Annotated in this window: 17 protein-coding genes; 5 read left to right on the forward strand and 12 right to left on the reverse strand. The window is 71.2% G+C overall.

Going from position 1 to position 14,996, the window contains the following annotated elements; all coding sequences use genetic code 11:
- Positions 1-108: 108 nt before the first annotated feature.
- Positions 109-1,302 carry a dihydropteroate synthase gene (gene folP / locus I7X12_RS11940; protein WP_198060307.1) on the forward strand — a complete coding sequence of 398 codons (1,194 nt, stop codon included), beginning with the start codon at positions 109-111 and terminating at the stop codon, positions 1,300-1,302.
- Between the two features lie 5 nt (positions 1,303-1,307).
- Positions 1,308-2,012, forward strand: a complete 705-nt coding sequence (locus tag I7X12_RS11945; RefSeq protein ID WP_198060308.1) for a 6-hydroxymethylpterin diphosphokinase MptE-like protein — start codon at positions 1,308-1,310, stop codon at positions 2,010-2,012.
- Between the two features lie 6 nt (positions 2,013-2,018).
- Here I7X12_RS11945 and I7X12_RS11950 read toward each other — a convergent pair whose 3' ends face one another.
- Positions 2,019-2,171, reverse strand: coding sequence for a hypothetical protein (locus I7X12_RS11950; protein ID WP_198060309.1), 153 nt, complete (start codon positions 2,169-2,171; stop codon positions 2,019-2,021).
- A 166-nt stretch (positions 2,172-2,337) separates the two neighbouring features.
- Between I7X12_RS11950 and I7X12_RS11955 the strand changes: the two genes are divergently transcribed.
- Positions 2,338-3,435, forward strand: coding sequence for a phosphotransferase family protein (locus tag I7X12_RS11955; protein ID WP_198060310.1), 1,098 nt, complete (start codon positions 2,338-2,340; stop codon positions 3,433-3,435).
- 44 nt (positions 3,436-3,479) lie between these two features.
- Here the strand turns inward: I7X12_RS11955 and I7X12_RS11960 are convergent, their stop codons facing one another.
- Positions 3,480-3,902 (reverse strand): hypothetical protein, encoded by a 423-nt coding sequence (locus tag I7X12_RS11960; RefSeq protein WP_198060311.1) that lies wholly within the window; start codon positions 3,900-3,902, stop codon positions 3,480-3,482.
- Between the two features lie 100 nt (positions 3,903-4,002).
- On the opposite strand from I7X12_RS11960, the gene I7X12_RS11965 reads away from it, so the two are divergent.
- Positions 4,003-5,388, forward strand: coding sequence for an FAD-binding oxidoreductase (locus I7X12_RS11965; protein ID WP_198060312.1), 1,386 nt, complete (start codon positions 4,003-4,005; stop codon positions 5,386-5,388).
- A gap of 18 nt (positions 5,389-5,406) precedes the next feature.
- On the opposite strand, the gene I7X12_RS11970 is transcribed toward I7X12_RS11965, so the two are convergent.
- The 8 genes from I7X12_RS11970 to I7X12_RS12005 all read right to left on the reverse strand — a co-directional run bounded on the left by I7X12_RS11970 (position 5,407) and on the right by I7X12_RS12005 (position 12,132).
- Positions 5,407-6,423: a TIGR04024 family LLM class F420-dependent oxidoreductase gene (locus I7X12_RS11970; RefSeq protein ID WP_198060313.1), complete on the reverse strand. Its 1,017-nt coding sequence runs from the start codon at positions 6,421-6,423 to the stop codon at positions 5,407-5,409.
- A 131-nt stretch (positions 6,424-6,554) separates the two neighbouring features.
- Positions 6,555-8,006: a phosphomethylpyrimidine synthase ThiC gene (gene thiC, locus I7X12_RS11975; protein ID WP_198060314.1), complete on the reverse strand. Its 1,452-nt coding sequence runs from the start codon at positions 8,004-8,006 to the stop codon at positions 6,555-6,557.
- A 226-nt stretch (positions 8,007-8,232) separates the two neighbouring features.
- The gene (locus tag I7X12_RS11980; protein WP_198060315.1) at positions 8,233-8,532 is read right to left on the reverse strand and encodes a hypothetical protein; all 300 of its coding nucleotides are present in this window, start codon (positions 8,530-8,532) and stop codon (positions 8,233-8,235) included.
- Between the two features lie 105 nt (positions 8,533-8,637).
- Complete coding sequence (locus I7X12_RS11985) at positions 8,638-9,072, reverse strand: universal stress protein (protein ID WP_198060316.1); 435 nt, start codon at positions 9,070-9,072, stop codon at positions 8,638-8,640.
- Positions 9,072-10,196 (reverse strand): sulfite exporter TauE/SafE family protein, encoded by a 1,125-nt coding sequence (locus I7X12_RS11990; protein WP_198060317.1) that lies wholly within the window; start codon positions 10,194-10,196, stop codon positions 9,072-9,074. The genes I7X12_RS11985 and I7X12_RS11990 overlap by 1 nt, the downstream gene beginning before the upstream one ends.
- A 332-nt stretch (positions 10,197-10,528) precedes the next feature.
- A complete protein-coding gene (locus I7X12_RS11995; RefSeq protein ID WP_198060318.1) occupies positions 10,529-10,828 on the reverse strand; it encodes a hypothetical protein in 300 nt (99 codons plus the stop codon).
- Positions 10,825-11,124, reverse strand: coding sequence for a hypothetical protein (locus I7X12_RS12000; protein WP_198060319.1), 300 nt, complete (start codon positions 11,122-11,124; stop codon positions 10,825-10,827). Before I7X12_RS12000 ends, I7X12_RS11995 begins: the two co-directional genes overlap by 4 nt.
- A gap of 267 nt (positions 11,125-11,391) precedes the next feature.
- Positions 11,392-12,132, reverse strand: a complete 741-nt coding sequence (locus I7X12_RS12005; RefSeq protein ID WP_198060320.1) for a cupin domain-containing protein — start codon at positions 12,130-12,132, stop codon at positions 11,392-11,394.
- 85 nt (positions 12,133-12,217) lie between these two features.
- Between I7X12_RS12005 and I7X12_RS12010 the strand changes: the two genes are divergently transcribed.
- The gene (locus I7X12_RS12010) at positions 12,218-12,892 is read left to right on the forward strand and encodes a helix-turn-helix domain-containing protein (protein ID WP_198060321.1); all 675 of its coding nucleotides are present in this window, start codon (positions 12,218-12,220) and stop codon (positions 12,890-12,892) included.
- Between the two features lie 43 nt (positions 12,893-12,935).
- Here I7X12_RS12010 and I7X12_RS12015 read toward each other — a convergent pair whose 3' ends face one another.
- Entirely contained in the window at positions 12,936-13,841 is a 906-nt protein-coding gene (locus I7X12_RS12015) for an ABC transporter permease (RefSeq protein WP_198060322.1), read from the reverse strand.
- Positions 13,838-14,995 carry an ABC transporter ATP-binding protein gene (locus I7X12_RS12020; RefSeq protein WP_198060323.1) on the reverse strand — a complete coding sequence of 386 codons (1,158 nt, stop codon included), beginning with the start codon at positions 14,993-14,995 and terminating at the stop codon, positions 13,838-13,840. Before I7X12_RS12020 ends, I7X12_RS12015 begins: the two co-directional genes overlap by 4 nt.
- Between the last annotated feature and the right edge of the window lies 1 nt (position 14,996).

Consider the following 14,996-nt stretch of genomic DNA (forward strand, 5'->3'; position numbering starts at 1 on the left):
CGTCACGCCGCCGGGGCGAGCGCCGGGAGCCGCGCTCGCGCCGACGCGTCGGCGGTCGCTTGCGGGCGCACCGTACCGCTTTTGCACCAGTGGTCCTGACCCCCGCACATGCAGAACGTCGACGCCGCGGGCCTGGGGATCGGAGACGACTATCCGCCGCGCATCATGGGCGTGCTCAACGTCAGCGAGGAGTCGCCCTACGATCCGAGCGTCTTCGCCGACCCCGGCGAGGCCGCGGCGTACGTCGACGACGAACTGATCGACGAGGGAGCCGACATCGTCGACGTGGGCCTCGAATCGGCCAACAAGAAGTTCGACGTACTCTCGGCCGAGGGGGAACTCGACCGGCTCGACACCGCTATCGAGACGCTCGAATCCACGTCGGGCGACGCCGTCTGGAGCATCGAGACGCGCTACGCCGAGGTGGCCGAGGCCGCCCTCGACCGGGGGTTCGACATGGTCAACGACATCGCCGGCTTCGCCGACCCCGAGATGCCCGAGGTCTGTCGGGAGTACGACGTGGCCGTCGCGAAGATGGCGAGCCCGCCCGACATCACGAAACCGGGGGCCGTGCGGGCGACGCCGTGGACCGAGCGCAAGTCGGCGGAGTGGGCCCAAGGGGCCGACTACGTCGACCAGGTGTACGAGGCGCTCACACAGAACGGCCTGACGGACAAGACCATCGTCGACCCCGCGTTCGGCCGGTGGTCCGAGGACCAGACGATCGAGGACGACCGTGAGACCTTCCGGCGGCTGCGGGAGTTCCGCGGGCTCGGCGCCCCGACGCTCGTCTCGATCAACCGCAAGACGTTCCTCCGGTCGCTGGCGGACCGCTCGACAGAGGGCGCCTTGCCGGTCAGCCTCGCGGCCACGTCGATGGCGGTCGAGCGCGGCGCCCACGTGATCCGCACTCACGACGTGAGCGAGACCCGCGACGCCGCGCTCGTCGGCGACGCCTTCGCGCGCGAGCGGGGGCGAGCCGGCGTGGACGCGGCACTCGCGGCCGAGGAGCTGGACGTGACGACGGCGGGGGAGTTCGCCCGCCACGCCGAGCGGGTCGGGGTCGACGGCGTCGACCCCGCGGACGCCGTCGCGGGCGTGTACGAGGTGGCCGGCCCGGACGACGAGCTGGGGCGTCTCCGCGCGGCCGCCGCGGCCGCCGGCTGCCGGTTCGCGGTCGGACCGGACGGGCGCGGGCTCCTGTGGGGGTCGGCCGCGGCGCTGACCGGACTGGCCGCCGACGAACGGGTCCCGTCGACGCTCGCGAGCGCCCTCGCCGACGCCGCCGAGGACGCCGGGTGACGCCGATGGAGTTCGACGAGTGGGAGCCGGTCTACGAGGCGGTCCTGGCCGACATGGGGTTCGACCGCGCGGGCGACGAGCGGGCGCGGGACCTGCTCGCCGACCTCGTGGTCGACAGCGGCGGGTCCGGCTCGCTCGCGCCTGCCGACCTTGACTTCGCCGGCGAGACGGTCGCCGTCGTCGGCGCGGGACCGTCGCTCGGTGACGAACTGGGCGTCGTCCGGGCGGCCGACAGCGTCGTCGCGGCCTCCGACGCGGCGGCCGCCGTGCGCGAGGCGGGACTGGTCGTCGACTGCATGGTCACCGATCTGGACGAGGAGAGCGACGTGGCCCGCGAGCTGACCGCCGCGGGGACGCCCGTGGCGGTCCACGCCCACGGCGACAATCGCCCGGCGCTGCGCGAGCGGGTGCCCGAACTGGTCGTCGAGTCGGTGCTGCCGACGACCCAGGCCGCGCCCGCCGGTCCGGTGGTCGACACGGGCGGGTTCACCGACGGCGACCGCGCGGCCTTCCTCGCCGACCACTGCGGCGCCGAGACGCTGGTCTTCGCCGGCTGGGACTTCGACGACCCCGACGTGGACCCGCTGAAGGCGCGGAAACTCGGCTGGGCCGAGCGACTGCTCCGGTGGCTGGAACTGCGGCGCGGCGAGCGCTTCGGCGTGCTGGACGGCCGCCGAGGCGACATCGACGAGTCGGCGCTGCCGGTGTGAGGCCAGTTACCACCTGATCTCGCGGTACCGGATCGCGGCGACGAGGAAGAAGCCGAAGAATATCGCGACGGCGGCCCCCGTCAGCGGTGAGTAGACGACACTGAGAACCCCGAAGGCGACCACGACCGCGGCGACGACCGCCACATCGCGCGTGTCCATAGCGATCAATTACCATCCCACAATCATTACGCTTCCCTTCGACCGAGCCGCTCGGCGGTGGCGTGTCACGGTCGGTCCGTCGGTACTCGACTGGGCTCGACCGACTGGGTTCGGTCACGCTCCAACCGACCGCAAGCCTTCTGACGGTCCCGGAGCGAGTGACCCCATGACTCACGCCCCCGTCTCGCCGACCGACCGCGAGGTGTCCGACGAGGCGGTCCGGGGGATGGTCGCCGCGCTCCGTCCCGACTGGACCGTCGAGTCGGTCGAGCGGAGTCCGCACGGGACGGACTTCGTGGCGACGCTCGACGTGGGAACGCCCGAGGGTCCGAGAACCGTCGTCCTGAAGGCGACGACCGCTGACTTCGTCGACCCACCGATCGCCCGCGCCGAGCCGCGACTGTTCGAACTCGTCGGCCGCGAGACGGCGATCCCGGTCCCCGAAGTCTACGGCTACTGCGACGACCACGACGAGTTCCCCGCCCCGTTCTACCTCGCCGAGCACGTCGACGGCGTGAACCTGGAGGACGACCCCGAGTCGCTCTCGCCGTCGGCCCGCGAGCGAGTGGTCCGCGACGCCGGCCGGAACCTCGCCGAGCTGCACGAGCTGGGTCCGCTCCCCGCGGTCGGGAGCGTCGGCGTCGCCGACGGCGAACTGACGGTGCTCGACACCGACGACCACCCGCGGGCCGACGACTTCCGGGACCGACTGCTGGAAGACGCCGAGCGGACGCTCGACGTGCTCACCGAGGGCGGCTACTTCCCCGAACTCGCCGACGACCCCGGGCGGTTTGTCGACCTCGTGCCCGCCGTCCGCGAGCACCTGCGGGAGGTGGTCCCCGAACTGTCCGAACCGGACCCACCGACGTACAACCACTGGGACTACCGCTACGGCAACCTCCTGCTCGACCCCGAGACCGGCGAGACGAAGGCAGTGCTCGACTGGGCGAACCTCTCGGCGGCCGAACCCGCCTACAACCTCGCGAAGGTCGAGTTCCACCTGCTGAAGCCGGTCCGTGACGACGAGGCGCGGACGACCGAACTGCGCGATATCTTCCGGTCGGCCTACGTCGCGGGCCGCGGTGGCTGGACGTTCGAAGAGGCGACGCTGGAGCGGATGGCGATCTACAGGTTGACCGATCGACTGGACGCGATGGCGTGTCTCCCGCTGTGGTACGAGGACGCGACGCCCGCCGAGCGCGACGAGCGAGCGGCCGAACACCGGGCGTTTCTCGCCGAGCGCGTGCCGGGTGTGGACCGCTGAGCCGGCCGACGGCGGGGCAGCGAGTCGTCCCGTGAGCCGGGTCCTCACTCGGAGCGTACCCGCCCGACCAGTCGATCGAGATCCGCGGGATCGGCGACTCGCCGCACGACGAGCCACAGCACGACCCCGACGATGCCGAGCAGCGCGGCGTCCATCGTCGCCTGCGGGAGCGCCTGTTCCATCGGCGTCCTGAACCCGATGCCGACCGACTGCGCGCGGACGTAGTACGCCGGGAACAGCAGCGCGAAGTCGACGAGGAGGACGACCCCGACGCCGAAGCCCAGCGCCAGCAGTGCCACCGAGACCGCGACCAGGCCGACCTGCGCGGCACCGCCGACGTACCACGGCCCGGGGTTCGGGAGGGCCGCTCCGAGGAGGGCGGAACACGCGGTACCGAGCAGGACACCGACGGCTAACCGTCGTCGTTCGTAGACCGGGTCCGTTCCGAGCGTCTCCCCTGCGTCCATCGTCGTTGCTCCGGGCAGTCTCCGTCGGGAGGAAAGTCTTGGGCCGCGCCGTCCGCCCGACGCCGACGGAGATAAGCCCCCGCGGCCCCGCACCTCGGCCATGACCGACCTCGACTTTCTCCGCGACGCCGTCGGCCCCGACCGGGTGTCGACGGACGAGTACGCCCGCGACGAACACGCTGGCGACTGGGGCACCCACCCCGAGGACGAGGTCCGCCCCGACGCCGTCGTCTGGCCGACGAGCACCGAGGAGGTGTCGGCCGTCCTCGCCGGCGCGCACGAGCGCGGGACCCCCGTCACGCCCTACGCCGCCGGCACCGGCCTGGAGGGCAACGCCGTTCCTGCCCACGAAGGCATCAGCATGGACCTGACCCGGATGGACGGGATTCTCGACCTTCGGCCCGACGACCTGCAGATCGACGTCGAGCCGGGCGTGCTGGGGAGCGCCGTCGACGAGGCCGCCGCCGAGCACGGGTTGACCTTCCCGCCGTTGCCGTCGTCGGGCGACATCTCGACGATCGGCGGGATGATCGCCACCGACGCCAGCGGGATGCAGGCGGTGAAGTACGGCGTCGTCGCCGACTGGGTGCTCGAACTCGAAGCCGTGCTCGCGGACGGGACGGTGATCACGGCCGGGAGCAAGGCCGTCAAGTCCTCCGCGGGATACAACCTCAAAGACCTGATCGTCGGCAGCGAGGGGACCCTGGCCGTGGTAACGCGGGCGACACTCCAGCTTGCCGGTCGGCCCCAGCAGATCAAGGGCGGTCGGGCGGTGTTCGAGACGTTCGACGACGCGGCGGGGGCCATCGCCGACGCCGTCCAGTCGGGCGTCGACGTGGCGAAGATCGAGCTGATGGGCGGGTTCGCCGCGGAGGTCGCGAACGAGTACGTCGGCACCGATCTGCCCGACGCGCCGATGGTGTTCGTCGAGTTCCACGCCGACCACGGGATCGACGAGGAGATAGAGTTCTGCCGGACCGTCTTCGCCGACTACGACCCCCACTCCTTCGAGATCGCCGCCGACGAGGAGATGGCTCAGCTGTGGGAGCTGCGCCGCGAGATGGCCTACGCCCTCGACGAGTACCGCGAGGACCTGCGGCCGCTGCACCCCGGCGACGTGACCGTCCCGATCGGGTCGTTCCCGGAGATCGTCCGCCGCGCCCGCGCCGAGGCCGACGAGCGGGACCTCCCGATGGCCTGCTACGGCCACGCCGGCGACGGCAACCTCCACTACGAGATCCTCGTCGACCCCGACGATGCGGCGATGGTCGAGCGCGGCGAGGCGGCTTACGCGGCCGTCGTCGAGGCCGCCATCGATCTGGGCGGCACCGCGACCGGCGAACACGGCGTCGGGCTGGGCAAACGGCAGTTCATGGAGCGCGAGCACGGTGCGGAATCGGTCGCGGCGATGCGGTCGATCAAGACGGCGCTCGATCCGGAAGGGATCTTGAATCCCGGGAAGATCTTTCCCGACGAACCGGAGTGAATCGCCAGCGGCGACCGCTCACTCCGGCGCGAGCGCCCGCATCGTCGACGAGATCTCGTCGGGCTCGGCGCCCCGCGGGAACGACACCGAGACGGCGTCGACGCCGTCGATGTCCTCCCACTCGGCGTAGCGCTCGCGACACTCGTCGGGGGTCCCCGCGATCCCCAGGTCGTCGAGTAACTCGTCGGAGATGGCGGCCAACGCGGCGTCCTGGTTCCCGTTGGCCCACTCGCTGGCGATCTCGATCGCTTCGTCCTCGTAGCCCTGCCGTTCGAGCGCCTCGCGATAGAAGGTGCCCATGGCGCCGACGTAGAAGGCAAGGTGGTTCCGGGCGAGCCGGCGCGCCCGCTCGCGGTCGTCCAGCGCGATACAGGGTAGCGAGAGCGTCACTCGCAGGTCCTCGGGATCGCGATCCCCGAGTTCGGCGCCCCGGTTGAGGTCGTCCAGCCGGTCGCGCAGCCCCTCTCTCGTGAGCATCAGCGCGTGCCAGCCGTCGGCGAACCGGCCCGCGAGTTCGACGGATTTGGGCCCCATCCCGGCGGCGTCGATCCCCGGAACCGTATCCGGCGGATCACATCGTAAACGCAGCCCGGAGAGCTGGAAGACGTCGCCGTCGTACTCGACGGACTCGCCCGAGAGCACGAGTCGGACGATATCGATGGTCTCGCGGGTCCGCCGGAGCGGGTTCCCGTACTCGACGCCGTGCCAGCCCTCGACGACGGCCGGGCCGCTCGGGCCGAGGCCCAGGCGCAGTCGCCCCTCGGAGACCTCCTGCAGCGTCGCGGCGGTCTGGCCGATCAGTGCGGGCGACCGCGAGTAGACGTTCGCGATGGAGGTCCCGATCCCGATCGACTCGGTGCGCTCGGCGATCGTCGTCAGCGTCGTCACGGCGTCGCGGCCCCACGTCTCGGGGGCCCAGGCGCGCTCGTAGCCCAGGTTCTCGGCTTCGCGGGCGAACCCGACGAGCGTGTCGACCGACGGCTGGGCGGCGACCGGGAGGAACACGTCGCGGGTCGGCGTCGAGTCGTCGCTCACCGTCCACCCTCCGTGACATCTCGTGGCATACGATCGCTCAGGCGCGGAGGCGCAAAAGTGTGGGTAGCACGTCGGGAAACTCGCCCGATGTTTTCGGTTTCACGACTGCCGGAGGGCGGTCGGGCGGTTCGTCAGTCGTCAGCGGGTTCCTCGTGACCGTAGGGGTCGACGAACTTCGGGAGGTCGGGCACGTCCGAGCCGTCGTGCTCGCCGACTGGCGGACGATTCACCTCGGCGGCGGGCGAGTCCTCCAGGTCGGTCTCGTCGTCGATCGCTTCCAGTTGCCCCTCGCCCGCCTCGGCGGCCTCGCGGGCGTCCTGGTCGATGCGCATCGAGCAGAAGTCGACGCCGCACATCGAGCAGAAACGCGCTTCCTTGTAGTTGTCGCCGGGTAGGGTCTGGTCGTGGAACTCGCGGGCGCGCTCGGGGTCCAGCGCGAGGTCGAACTGCCGGCGCCAGTCGAACTCGTAGCGGGCTTCGGAGAGCGCGTCGTCCCAGTCGCGCGCGCCCTCGCGGCCGTTGGCCACGTCGGCGGCGTGGGCGGCGATGCGATAGGCCGCGAGGCCGTCGCGCACGTCCTCGGCGTCGGGCAGGCCGAGGTGTTCCTTGGGCGTGACGTAACAGAGCATCGCCGCGCCTGCTCGGGCGGCCTCGGTCGCGCCGATGGCGCTGGTGATGTGGTCGTAGCCCGGCGCCACGTCGGTCACGAGCGGGCCGAGCACGTAGAAGGGCGCGCCGTCGCAGACGTCCTGCTGGCGTTCGACGTTGTCGGCCACCTCGTCCATCGGCACGTGGCCCGGCCCCTCGACCATGACCTGGACGCCGTGGTCCCAGGCGGTCCGGGTCAGCTCGCCGAGCGTGTCGAGTTCGGCGAACTGCGCCTCGTCGCTCGCGTCGGCCAGACAGCCGGGCCGGAGGCCGTCGCCCAGCGAGAAGGTCACGTCGTGTTCGGCGAAGATTTCGCAGATCTCCTCGAACTTCGTGTACAGCGGGTTTTCCATCCCGTTCTCCTCGATCCACTGGGCGAGGATCGAGCCGCCACGGGAGACGATGCCGGTCTTGCGGCCGTCGGTCAGCGGCAGGTGTTCCATTGTCACGCCGGCGTGGACGGTCATGTAGTCGACGCCCTGCTCGGCCTGGCCCTCGATCACCTCGAGCAGGAGTTCGTGTGTGATCTCGGCCACGTCGTCCACCCGCGTCACGGCCTCGTAGATCGGTACCGTGCCGACGGGCACCGGCGAGTACTCGACGTTGGCCTCGCGGATCTCGTCGAGGTCACCACCCGTCGACAGATCCATCACGGTGTCGGCACCGTAGTGGACGGCGGTGTGGAGCTTCTCCAGTTCGTCCTCTAGGTTGCTCGTCGTCTCGCTCGCGCCGATGTTGGCGTTGACCTTCGTCCCGAACTCGCGACCGACGACCATCGGGTCCAGCGAGTCGTGGCCGTGGTTGGTCGGGATCACCGCCTGCCCCTCGGCGACCTGTTCGCGGACGAACTCGGGGTCGCACTGTTCCCGCTCCGCGACTCGCTCCATCGCCGCCGTGACCGTTCCCTCCCTGGCGCGCTGCAGTTGCGTCGGCATAACTACTAGGTTATACTACCAGGTAATAAGCGTTGGTGGTCCGGTCGGTGACCGGCGGGACAGCGGTCGCTACCGGGCGGATCGGTCGCAGAAGAACGGGGTCGGGCGAGAGCGACGGCGCGAGTCGGACGCACCCGGCGACCGGGGGACTACTCGGGACCGGAGACTGCTCGGGACCGGAGACTGCTCGGGACGAGCGATGCGGGCCGGTGACGATGCCGGGGCGCTACCAGTCCCCGACGAGTCTGTTGGGGGTGTCGGACTCCCGTTCCTCGTCGTCCGAGGGCGGAGAGGTGTCCCGGCTGGCGACGGTCCGGAGGACGAGACAGCCGCCGAGGAAGGCGACGAGGCCGGCCGTCCCCCGTCCGACGCCGACGCCCGCCGCATCCAGTACCGGTCCGTCCGCGATCACGGCTTCGAGGGCCACCTCGGCCGTCACGGCGGCGCCGACCAGGAGCAGCGCGAGCGCGACGACGGTGCCTGTGACGGAGACGAGCCGTCCGTTCGACGGGAGTCGCGATGACATATATGCAATTCTACCTATCGACTGATAATCCCTTTCACGGAACCGGGACGATGGAACGGCGAGCCCGAGCGGCCGGCGAGGGGAGGCGACCGCCGGTCGCTCGCGCTACTCGTCGACGCGAACGGTCATCACGGGCGCGGGGGACTCCCGGACGACGTTCTCGGCGACGCTGCCGATGAGGTAGTGGTCGAGGCCGGTGCGACCGTGCGTGCCCATCACGACCAGATCGGGGCCGTTCTCCGCGACGTAGTCGAGGATGGCCGACTTGGGGACGCCCTCCTCGACGACGCGCTCGGTGGGCACGTCCTCGGGCAGCGTGGCGACGGCCTCGTCGACCGCTTGACGGGCGCGCTCGCGCTCGGAGGCGAGCCACGCGTCGGGAGCGATCCCGGACGACGGGCTCTCGAAGCGGTTGCGCGTGTCGACGACCGAGAGGACGTGCACGGTCGCGCCGTGGGTCTCGGCCAGGTGGCCGGCGTGGTCGACGGCGGCCGTGGTCGCCTCGCTGCCGTCCGTGGGGAGCAGGATGTCGTCGTACATCAGATCCCCCCGACCGCCATACCGAACAGCGCGACGGCGATGACCGCGAACAGGCCGCCGACGAACGTCTTGATCGTGTCGGTCTCCAGCGCGTTAGAGACGTAGGGGGCGATCTGTCCGCCGGTCACGGTGGCCGGAACGGTGAACACGACCATGTTCCACGGCGTCGAAGCCAGCGAGAGCCCGTGGACGCCGGGGATGTGGATTCCGGCGGCGTTGAGCGCCGTCCCACCGAAGACGTGAACGAGCGACGCGAGGACGGCCGTCACGGCGACGATGATGTGGTTGGTCCCGATGGCGACGCGGACGGGCACCTTCGTCGAGAGCATCGAGATGATCCCGAGTTCGCCGGCGCCGAAGCCGGCGAGGCCCTGGAAGGTCCCGCCGATGCTGTAGTTGCCGAAGCGCTTGAGGTAACCGCCGCGAGTGTAACGGTAGTCGTCGCCGTCGCGGTCGACCCGCGTGACGGTGCCGTCGTCGTCGGTGCGGACGCCTGCGGGACCGAGCTTGTCGGCGTCGTCGGGCAACTCGGCGGTCCCGCCGTCGGCTGCGGCCGAGGCGTCGTCGACCGCCGTCTCGTGGCCGTCGTCGGCGTCCGATTCGGCGCCGCCGTGGTCGAGGTCCGCCTTGAACAGGAGGACGGACGCGGCGATCAGCGCCAGCCCGAGTAGGGCGTGGAACACCGGTTCCGGGATGACGAACGAGAGGATGGCCCCGGCGATCACGAACGGAACGGCGCCGCCGACGATGGTCAGCGCGAGTCGGCGGTCGACCAGCCCGTACTGGATGAACGCGACCGAGGAGCTCGACAGGCCGAACGCCTCGCTGATCAGTCCCACCTTGACGATGGTCTCGGGCTGGAGCGGTTCGGCCGCGAGCGGGAAGAGGAAGATCAGGAACGGCACGAACAGCGCCGAGCCGCTGATCCCGACCGTGTTGACGATCGTCGCGCCGGTCAGGAACACCGGGAACAGCCACCAGAACTCCAGCCAGTAGCTCGCCCCGCTGCCGGTCGTCGGCGCGAACGCCAGCACCGCGGCGACGAAGATCACGGGCGCCGCGAACACGAAGACGTGCTGGTACTTGAGGAAGGACTTCTGGACGGAACTGAACGAGGAACTCACGCGGGATCACCCCGCGAGACCGCACGATTCGGGGCCGCTACGACCGGATCGGGGGATCTGACGATCGGGTCCCGCATTCAGGTGATGCCCCCGGTTGCCGGGTTGAAGCGGATCTGACTCGCGGGACGGTCGAACGACGGTGAACGGGTCATGGTGCCCGGCACCTTGCGAGTACGCTCTAAAGGACCTTTTGGCTTCGAACGTGTTTGGGAACCGCCCTCGTACGCCGATTCGAGACCGTCTCGCGCCCGTTTGTGGTCGGCCGCGGGCCGGTCTCGTCGGCCGGTCTCGTCGGCCCGTCGCGCTCGGGCCCGGTCACCCCGTCCGGCGGGTCACGGATCCCGGGAGCGGGTGGTCTTCACGGTCGCGTCGCCGTCGTCCGCGGCGGCGCCGGCGTCGTCCCGGCCACCGCCAGCCGAGAGGAGTGCGTAGCCGGCGACCGCGGCGACGACCCCGACGGCCCCGTCCCGGACGTTCGGCACGGGCACCGCCAGCGATCGCCCCGAGGCCAGCAGCAGCAACTCGAGCGCGGTCTCGGTCGCCACCGCGACGCCGGCGACCGCCAGGACGAGTCCGAGGAGGATCACGGCGAGCGAGACGAGCCGGCGACGATGGGACCGCGCGCGGCTCACGTGTCGAACTCGTACGCGTCGGCCGCGCGGGCCTTCGAGGGCTCGACGTTCGATGGGTCGGGGTCGGCGTCGCCCTCAAGTGTCCGCCTGAGCAGGAGATAGCCCGCGGCGCCGAGCGCCAGGCCGACGCCGGCTCGCGGACCGACGCTGACGGGCGTTTCGAGCGTCACGCCCGAGGCGAACAGCAGCTGGTACGCGGTGAGGCCGACCATCGCGACGCCCAGCGCGAGCAGTCCGTAGCCGAGCAGCGTCCCGCCGACCGAGGCGAGCCGCTCGCGACCGTTCGATCGGTCCATACTGTCGCTTCGGACGGGTCAGTGATGAAAGTTGTCACCGGGTGGACTGGTGTGGGCCACGCGGTCGGTTCGAGCCGCCGACATCGCGCTCGCTCCGAGCGCGAAAACCCTAACCGTGCCGGCGACGACGTCCGGATATGAACCCCCTCGAACTGGACCGCCAGCAGGTCATGGCGCTCATCATGGTGTTCCTGATGATCGGCTCTGCGGTGGTCTACGTGCTCGCGTACGCCCTCGGGTAGGCGCCGCGAGTCGGTCCGAACGCACTCACTGATTCTGCCGTTCGGGCCCGCTCGCGCCGTCGGGCTGCTCGACGCGTCGCTCCCAGAACCCGTCGTCGAGATAGCGGTCGTCGATACCACGGCCGAGCGCCCGCGCCGCTCGACCGACCGTGGCCCACAGGACCCGCTGGAGCGGCGCGGGCGCGACCGTCGTCACCGTATCGGGATACACCTCCGCGGCGAGCGCGAGCGCGTCCAGCGGGGCCGGCTGGCCGTCCGCCTCCCCCTCGCCGAGGGCGGCCTCGGCGTCCAACCCCCACGCCGTGTACAGCGACGCGACGGTCCGCATCGACGGCAACTCCGCCCGGAACGCCACGACCCCGTCGGTGTCGTTTCGGAACGAATGTTCGACGCCGGCCTCGACGGTCACCGACTCGCCGGGACCGAGTCGGCGGCGCTCGCCGTCCACCTCGACGGTCAGCGTCCCCGAGACCACCTCGAAGGTCTCGCTCGCCGGGTGGTAGTGGGTCGGCGTCGCCGGCGCGTCGGTCTCGAGCCACTGCGCGAGGACCGGCCGCTCGGTCTCCCCCTCCCCGGGTCGTTCGAGCAGCGTCGCCCAGAGGTCGGCGCCGGGACTGGCAGCGAGCGCCCGCGGCGACTCGCGGAGCAGCGCCGCTGCCGGGCCGTCGCGGTCGAGTTCGAGCGCCGGCCCCGCGTTCGGTCGTCCGTCGTCGTCGAGTGGCCTGCCGGTCGTCAGGACGGCGGCCGACCGCGTCGCTTCGGTCATAGTTCGACCGTCGGTCGCCGGACCCGTCGGCGTTCGGTGCAGTATGTTGCGGGAGTTTAAGTCCAGACGACGATACCGACGGACGATGAAACGCCTCCGAGTCACCGCGGCGGTCGACGGCGAACGCGCGCCGGCGTTCTACACGATGCTGGCCGACGCGCCGGGGATCGCAGAGACGCAACTGCTGGAGTGGAACGCGACGCCCGATCCCGTCGAGACCGTGCTGTTCGCCGTCCGCGGCGACGCCGAGCCGTTCGCCGCGGCCGCGCCGGAGCTGGACGGGATCGAATCGGTCCGGCTCTCGCCGGCCGGGGGCCCGTGGACCTACGCGCTGGTCGAGGTGCGACCGCGTGCGACCGCAATGTTCGCGGCCGTCCGCGAGGCCCGGACGCGGTCGGGACTGGTCGTTCGCAAACCGATCGTCTACCGCGACGGCGACATGCGCTTTCGCGTCGTCGGGGACGGCGACGCGCTCGGGGCGGCGCTGGCCGAGGCGCCCGACGCGATGGACGTGACCGTCGAGGCCGTCGGCGCGTTCCGAGGCGTGCTCGACCACCCCGCCTCGCGGCTGAGCGACCGCCAGCGCGAGGCCCTCGCTGTCGCCCAGGACCTCGGCTACTACGAGCGCCCCCGCGAGGCGACCCACGCCGACGTGGCCGCCGCCCTCGACTGCGCGCCCTCGACCGCCAGCCGCCACCTCCAGGCCGCCGAGGCCAAGCTCGTCGACGCCGCGATGGACGAGTTCGGTCCCGCGGTCTGAGTTCGATCGAACGCCGAGCGTCCGCGCTCCTCGGTCGGTCGCCTCAGGCCGCCTCGGCGCTGCTCGCTCGCGCCAGTAGTCGGACCGCGAGCGCGCCGACGACGAGGTTCAGCGCCGACAGGACGACGATTGCGGGTACGAGCGTGTCGGCGACCCCGCCGAACCGCGAGACCGACAGCACCGTCGACGCGTCCCGCCCGAGGACCAGCGCCCGGACCGCGTCGACGCCGTACGTGATTGGGTTGAACGCCGCGACGGCCTCGATATCGTCCGAGAGCGGGACGAACGCGGGCGAGAGGAACAGGAGGGGAAACATGAACAGCATCGAGGCGGCGTTGACCACCTCGTCGTCGCGGGCCAGCAGTCCGACGACGTTCGAGACGGCCATGAACAGCAGGGCGACGAGCAGACAGACCGCGACGACCCCCGCGACGCCGACGGCGCCGGTCTCGACGCGCGCCCCCAGGGCGACGGCCAGGCCGACCACGACCAGCACCTGGACGACGACCCGGACGAGTTCGGCCACGGACTTCCCGAGGAGGACGGCGGTCCACGACATCGGCGTCACGACCGTCTTCTCGAACATCCCGCTCTCGAGGTCGCTCACGAGCCCCATCCCCGAGGAGAACGCCGACCCCATCGTCGCCTGCATGAGCACCGCCGGGAGGAGGTAGGTGACGTAGTCCACCTCGGCGAACCCGGCGCGTTCGAGGGCGGCGCTCCCCACGTCGCCGAAGACGGCCGTGAAGAGGACCAGCGAGAGCGTCGCGACGACGATCTCCAGCAGGAAGGCGGTCGGGTTGTGGACCGCCTTCCGCGTCCACCGCTTCGCGTTGACACACACGTCCCCGAGGAACGTGTTCCCGGTCCCCGTCGCAGTCCGGGTCGACCGATCGGCCGCCGCCGTGGCGTCGGGCGCGTCGGCACCCGTCGCGTCGGGCGCGCTCACGCGTCCACCTCCGAGGGGACCGTCGACTCGTGGCCCTCCTCGTCGGACCGGCCCGTCTCGCGGCCGTCGTCACCGGACCGGTCGGGCGGGTCCCCGACCGAGTCGTCGGCGATGGCGAAGAACACGTCGTCCAGCGTCGGCTCCGCGACGGCGAACCCCGTCACCGCGAAGCCCGCGTCGCGGAGCGCGACCAGCAGGTCCGGCCCCAGATCGCCGGCCTCCCGCGCCGTGACTCGGACGGCGTCGTCGGTCGTGTCGATCGCTGGCGCGTCGGCTCCGGCGCTGTCGAGCGCCGCCGACTCGCTGAGGACCGCCGCGGCCGACTCGACGGCGTCGGGACCGCCGCCGATCTCGAGCGCGACCGTTTCACCGCCGACGCGGCGCTTGAGCCGCTCGGGCGAGTCGTCGGCGACGATGCGACCGTCGCGGACGACCGCGATCCGGTCGCAGAGCCGGTCGGCCTCCTCGAGGTACTGCGTGGTGAGGAAGACGGTCGTCCCGCGGTCGTTGATCCGTCGGAAGTACGTCCACAGGCGCTCGCGGGCCGTCGGGTCCAGCCCGGTCGTCGGCTCGTCGAGGAAGACGAGTTCCGGGTCGTGGACCAGCGCCGTCGCCGCGTCCAGCCGTTTTTTCATCCCGCCGGAGAAGCTCCCCGCAGGCGTGTCCGCCACGTCCGCCAGATCGACCAGATCCAGCAGCGTGGCGATGCGGTCGGCCCGCCCGTCGGCCGGGACGCCGTAGGCGTCGCAGGCGAACGCGAGGTTCTCGCGGGCCGTGAGTTCCTCGTCGACGCTCGTCTCCTGGGCCATGTAGCCGATCGACGCCCTGACTTCCGCGCGCTCGGCCGTCACGTCGCGGCCGACGACCCGGACGCGACCGGCGGTCGGTTCGAGTAGCGTCGCGAGCACTTTGATCGTCGTCGTCTTGCCGGCGCCGTTGGCCCCGAGGAAGCCGAAGCACTGACCTTCGGGGACCGCCAGCGTCACGTCCTCGACGGCCTCGGTCCCGTCGGCGTAGGTGAGCGCCAGTCCCTCGGCGTCGACGGCCAGCGGTCGGTCGCCGGTCGAGCGGGCGGTATCGTCGCCGACGGAGCGGTCGCCGTCGTCGGTGTCTCGCTTCGATCCCCGCGTCGGTCGCGCTGTCTCGTCGGACATG

Source organism: Halosimplex litoreum (genome assembly GCF_016065055.1).
In the GTDB taxonomy this organism is placed as follows: domain Archaea; phylum Halobacteriota; class Halobacteria; order Halobacteriales; family Haloarculaceae; genus Halosimplex; species Halosimplex litoreum.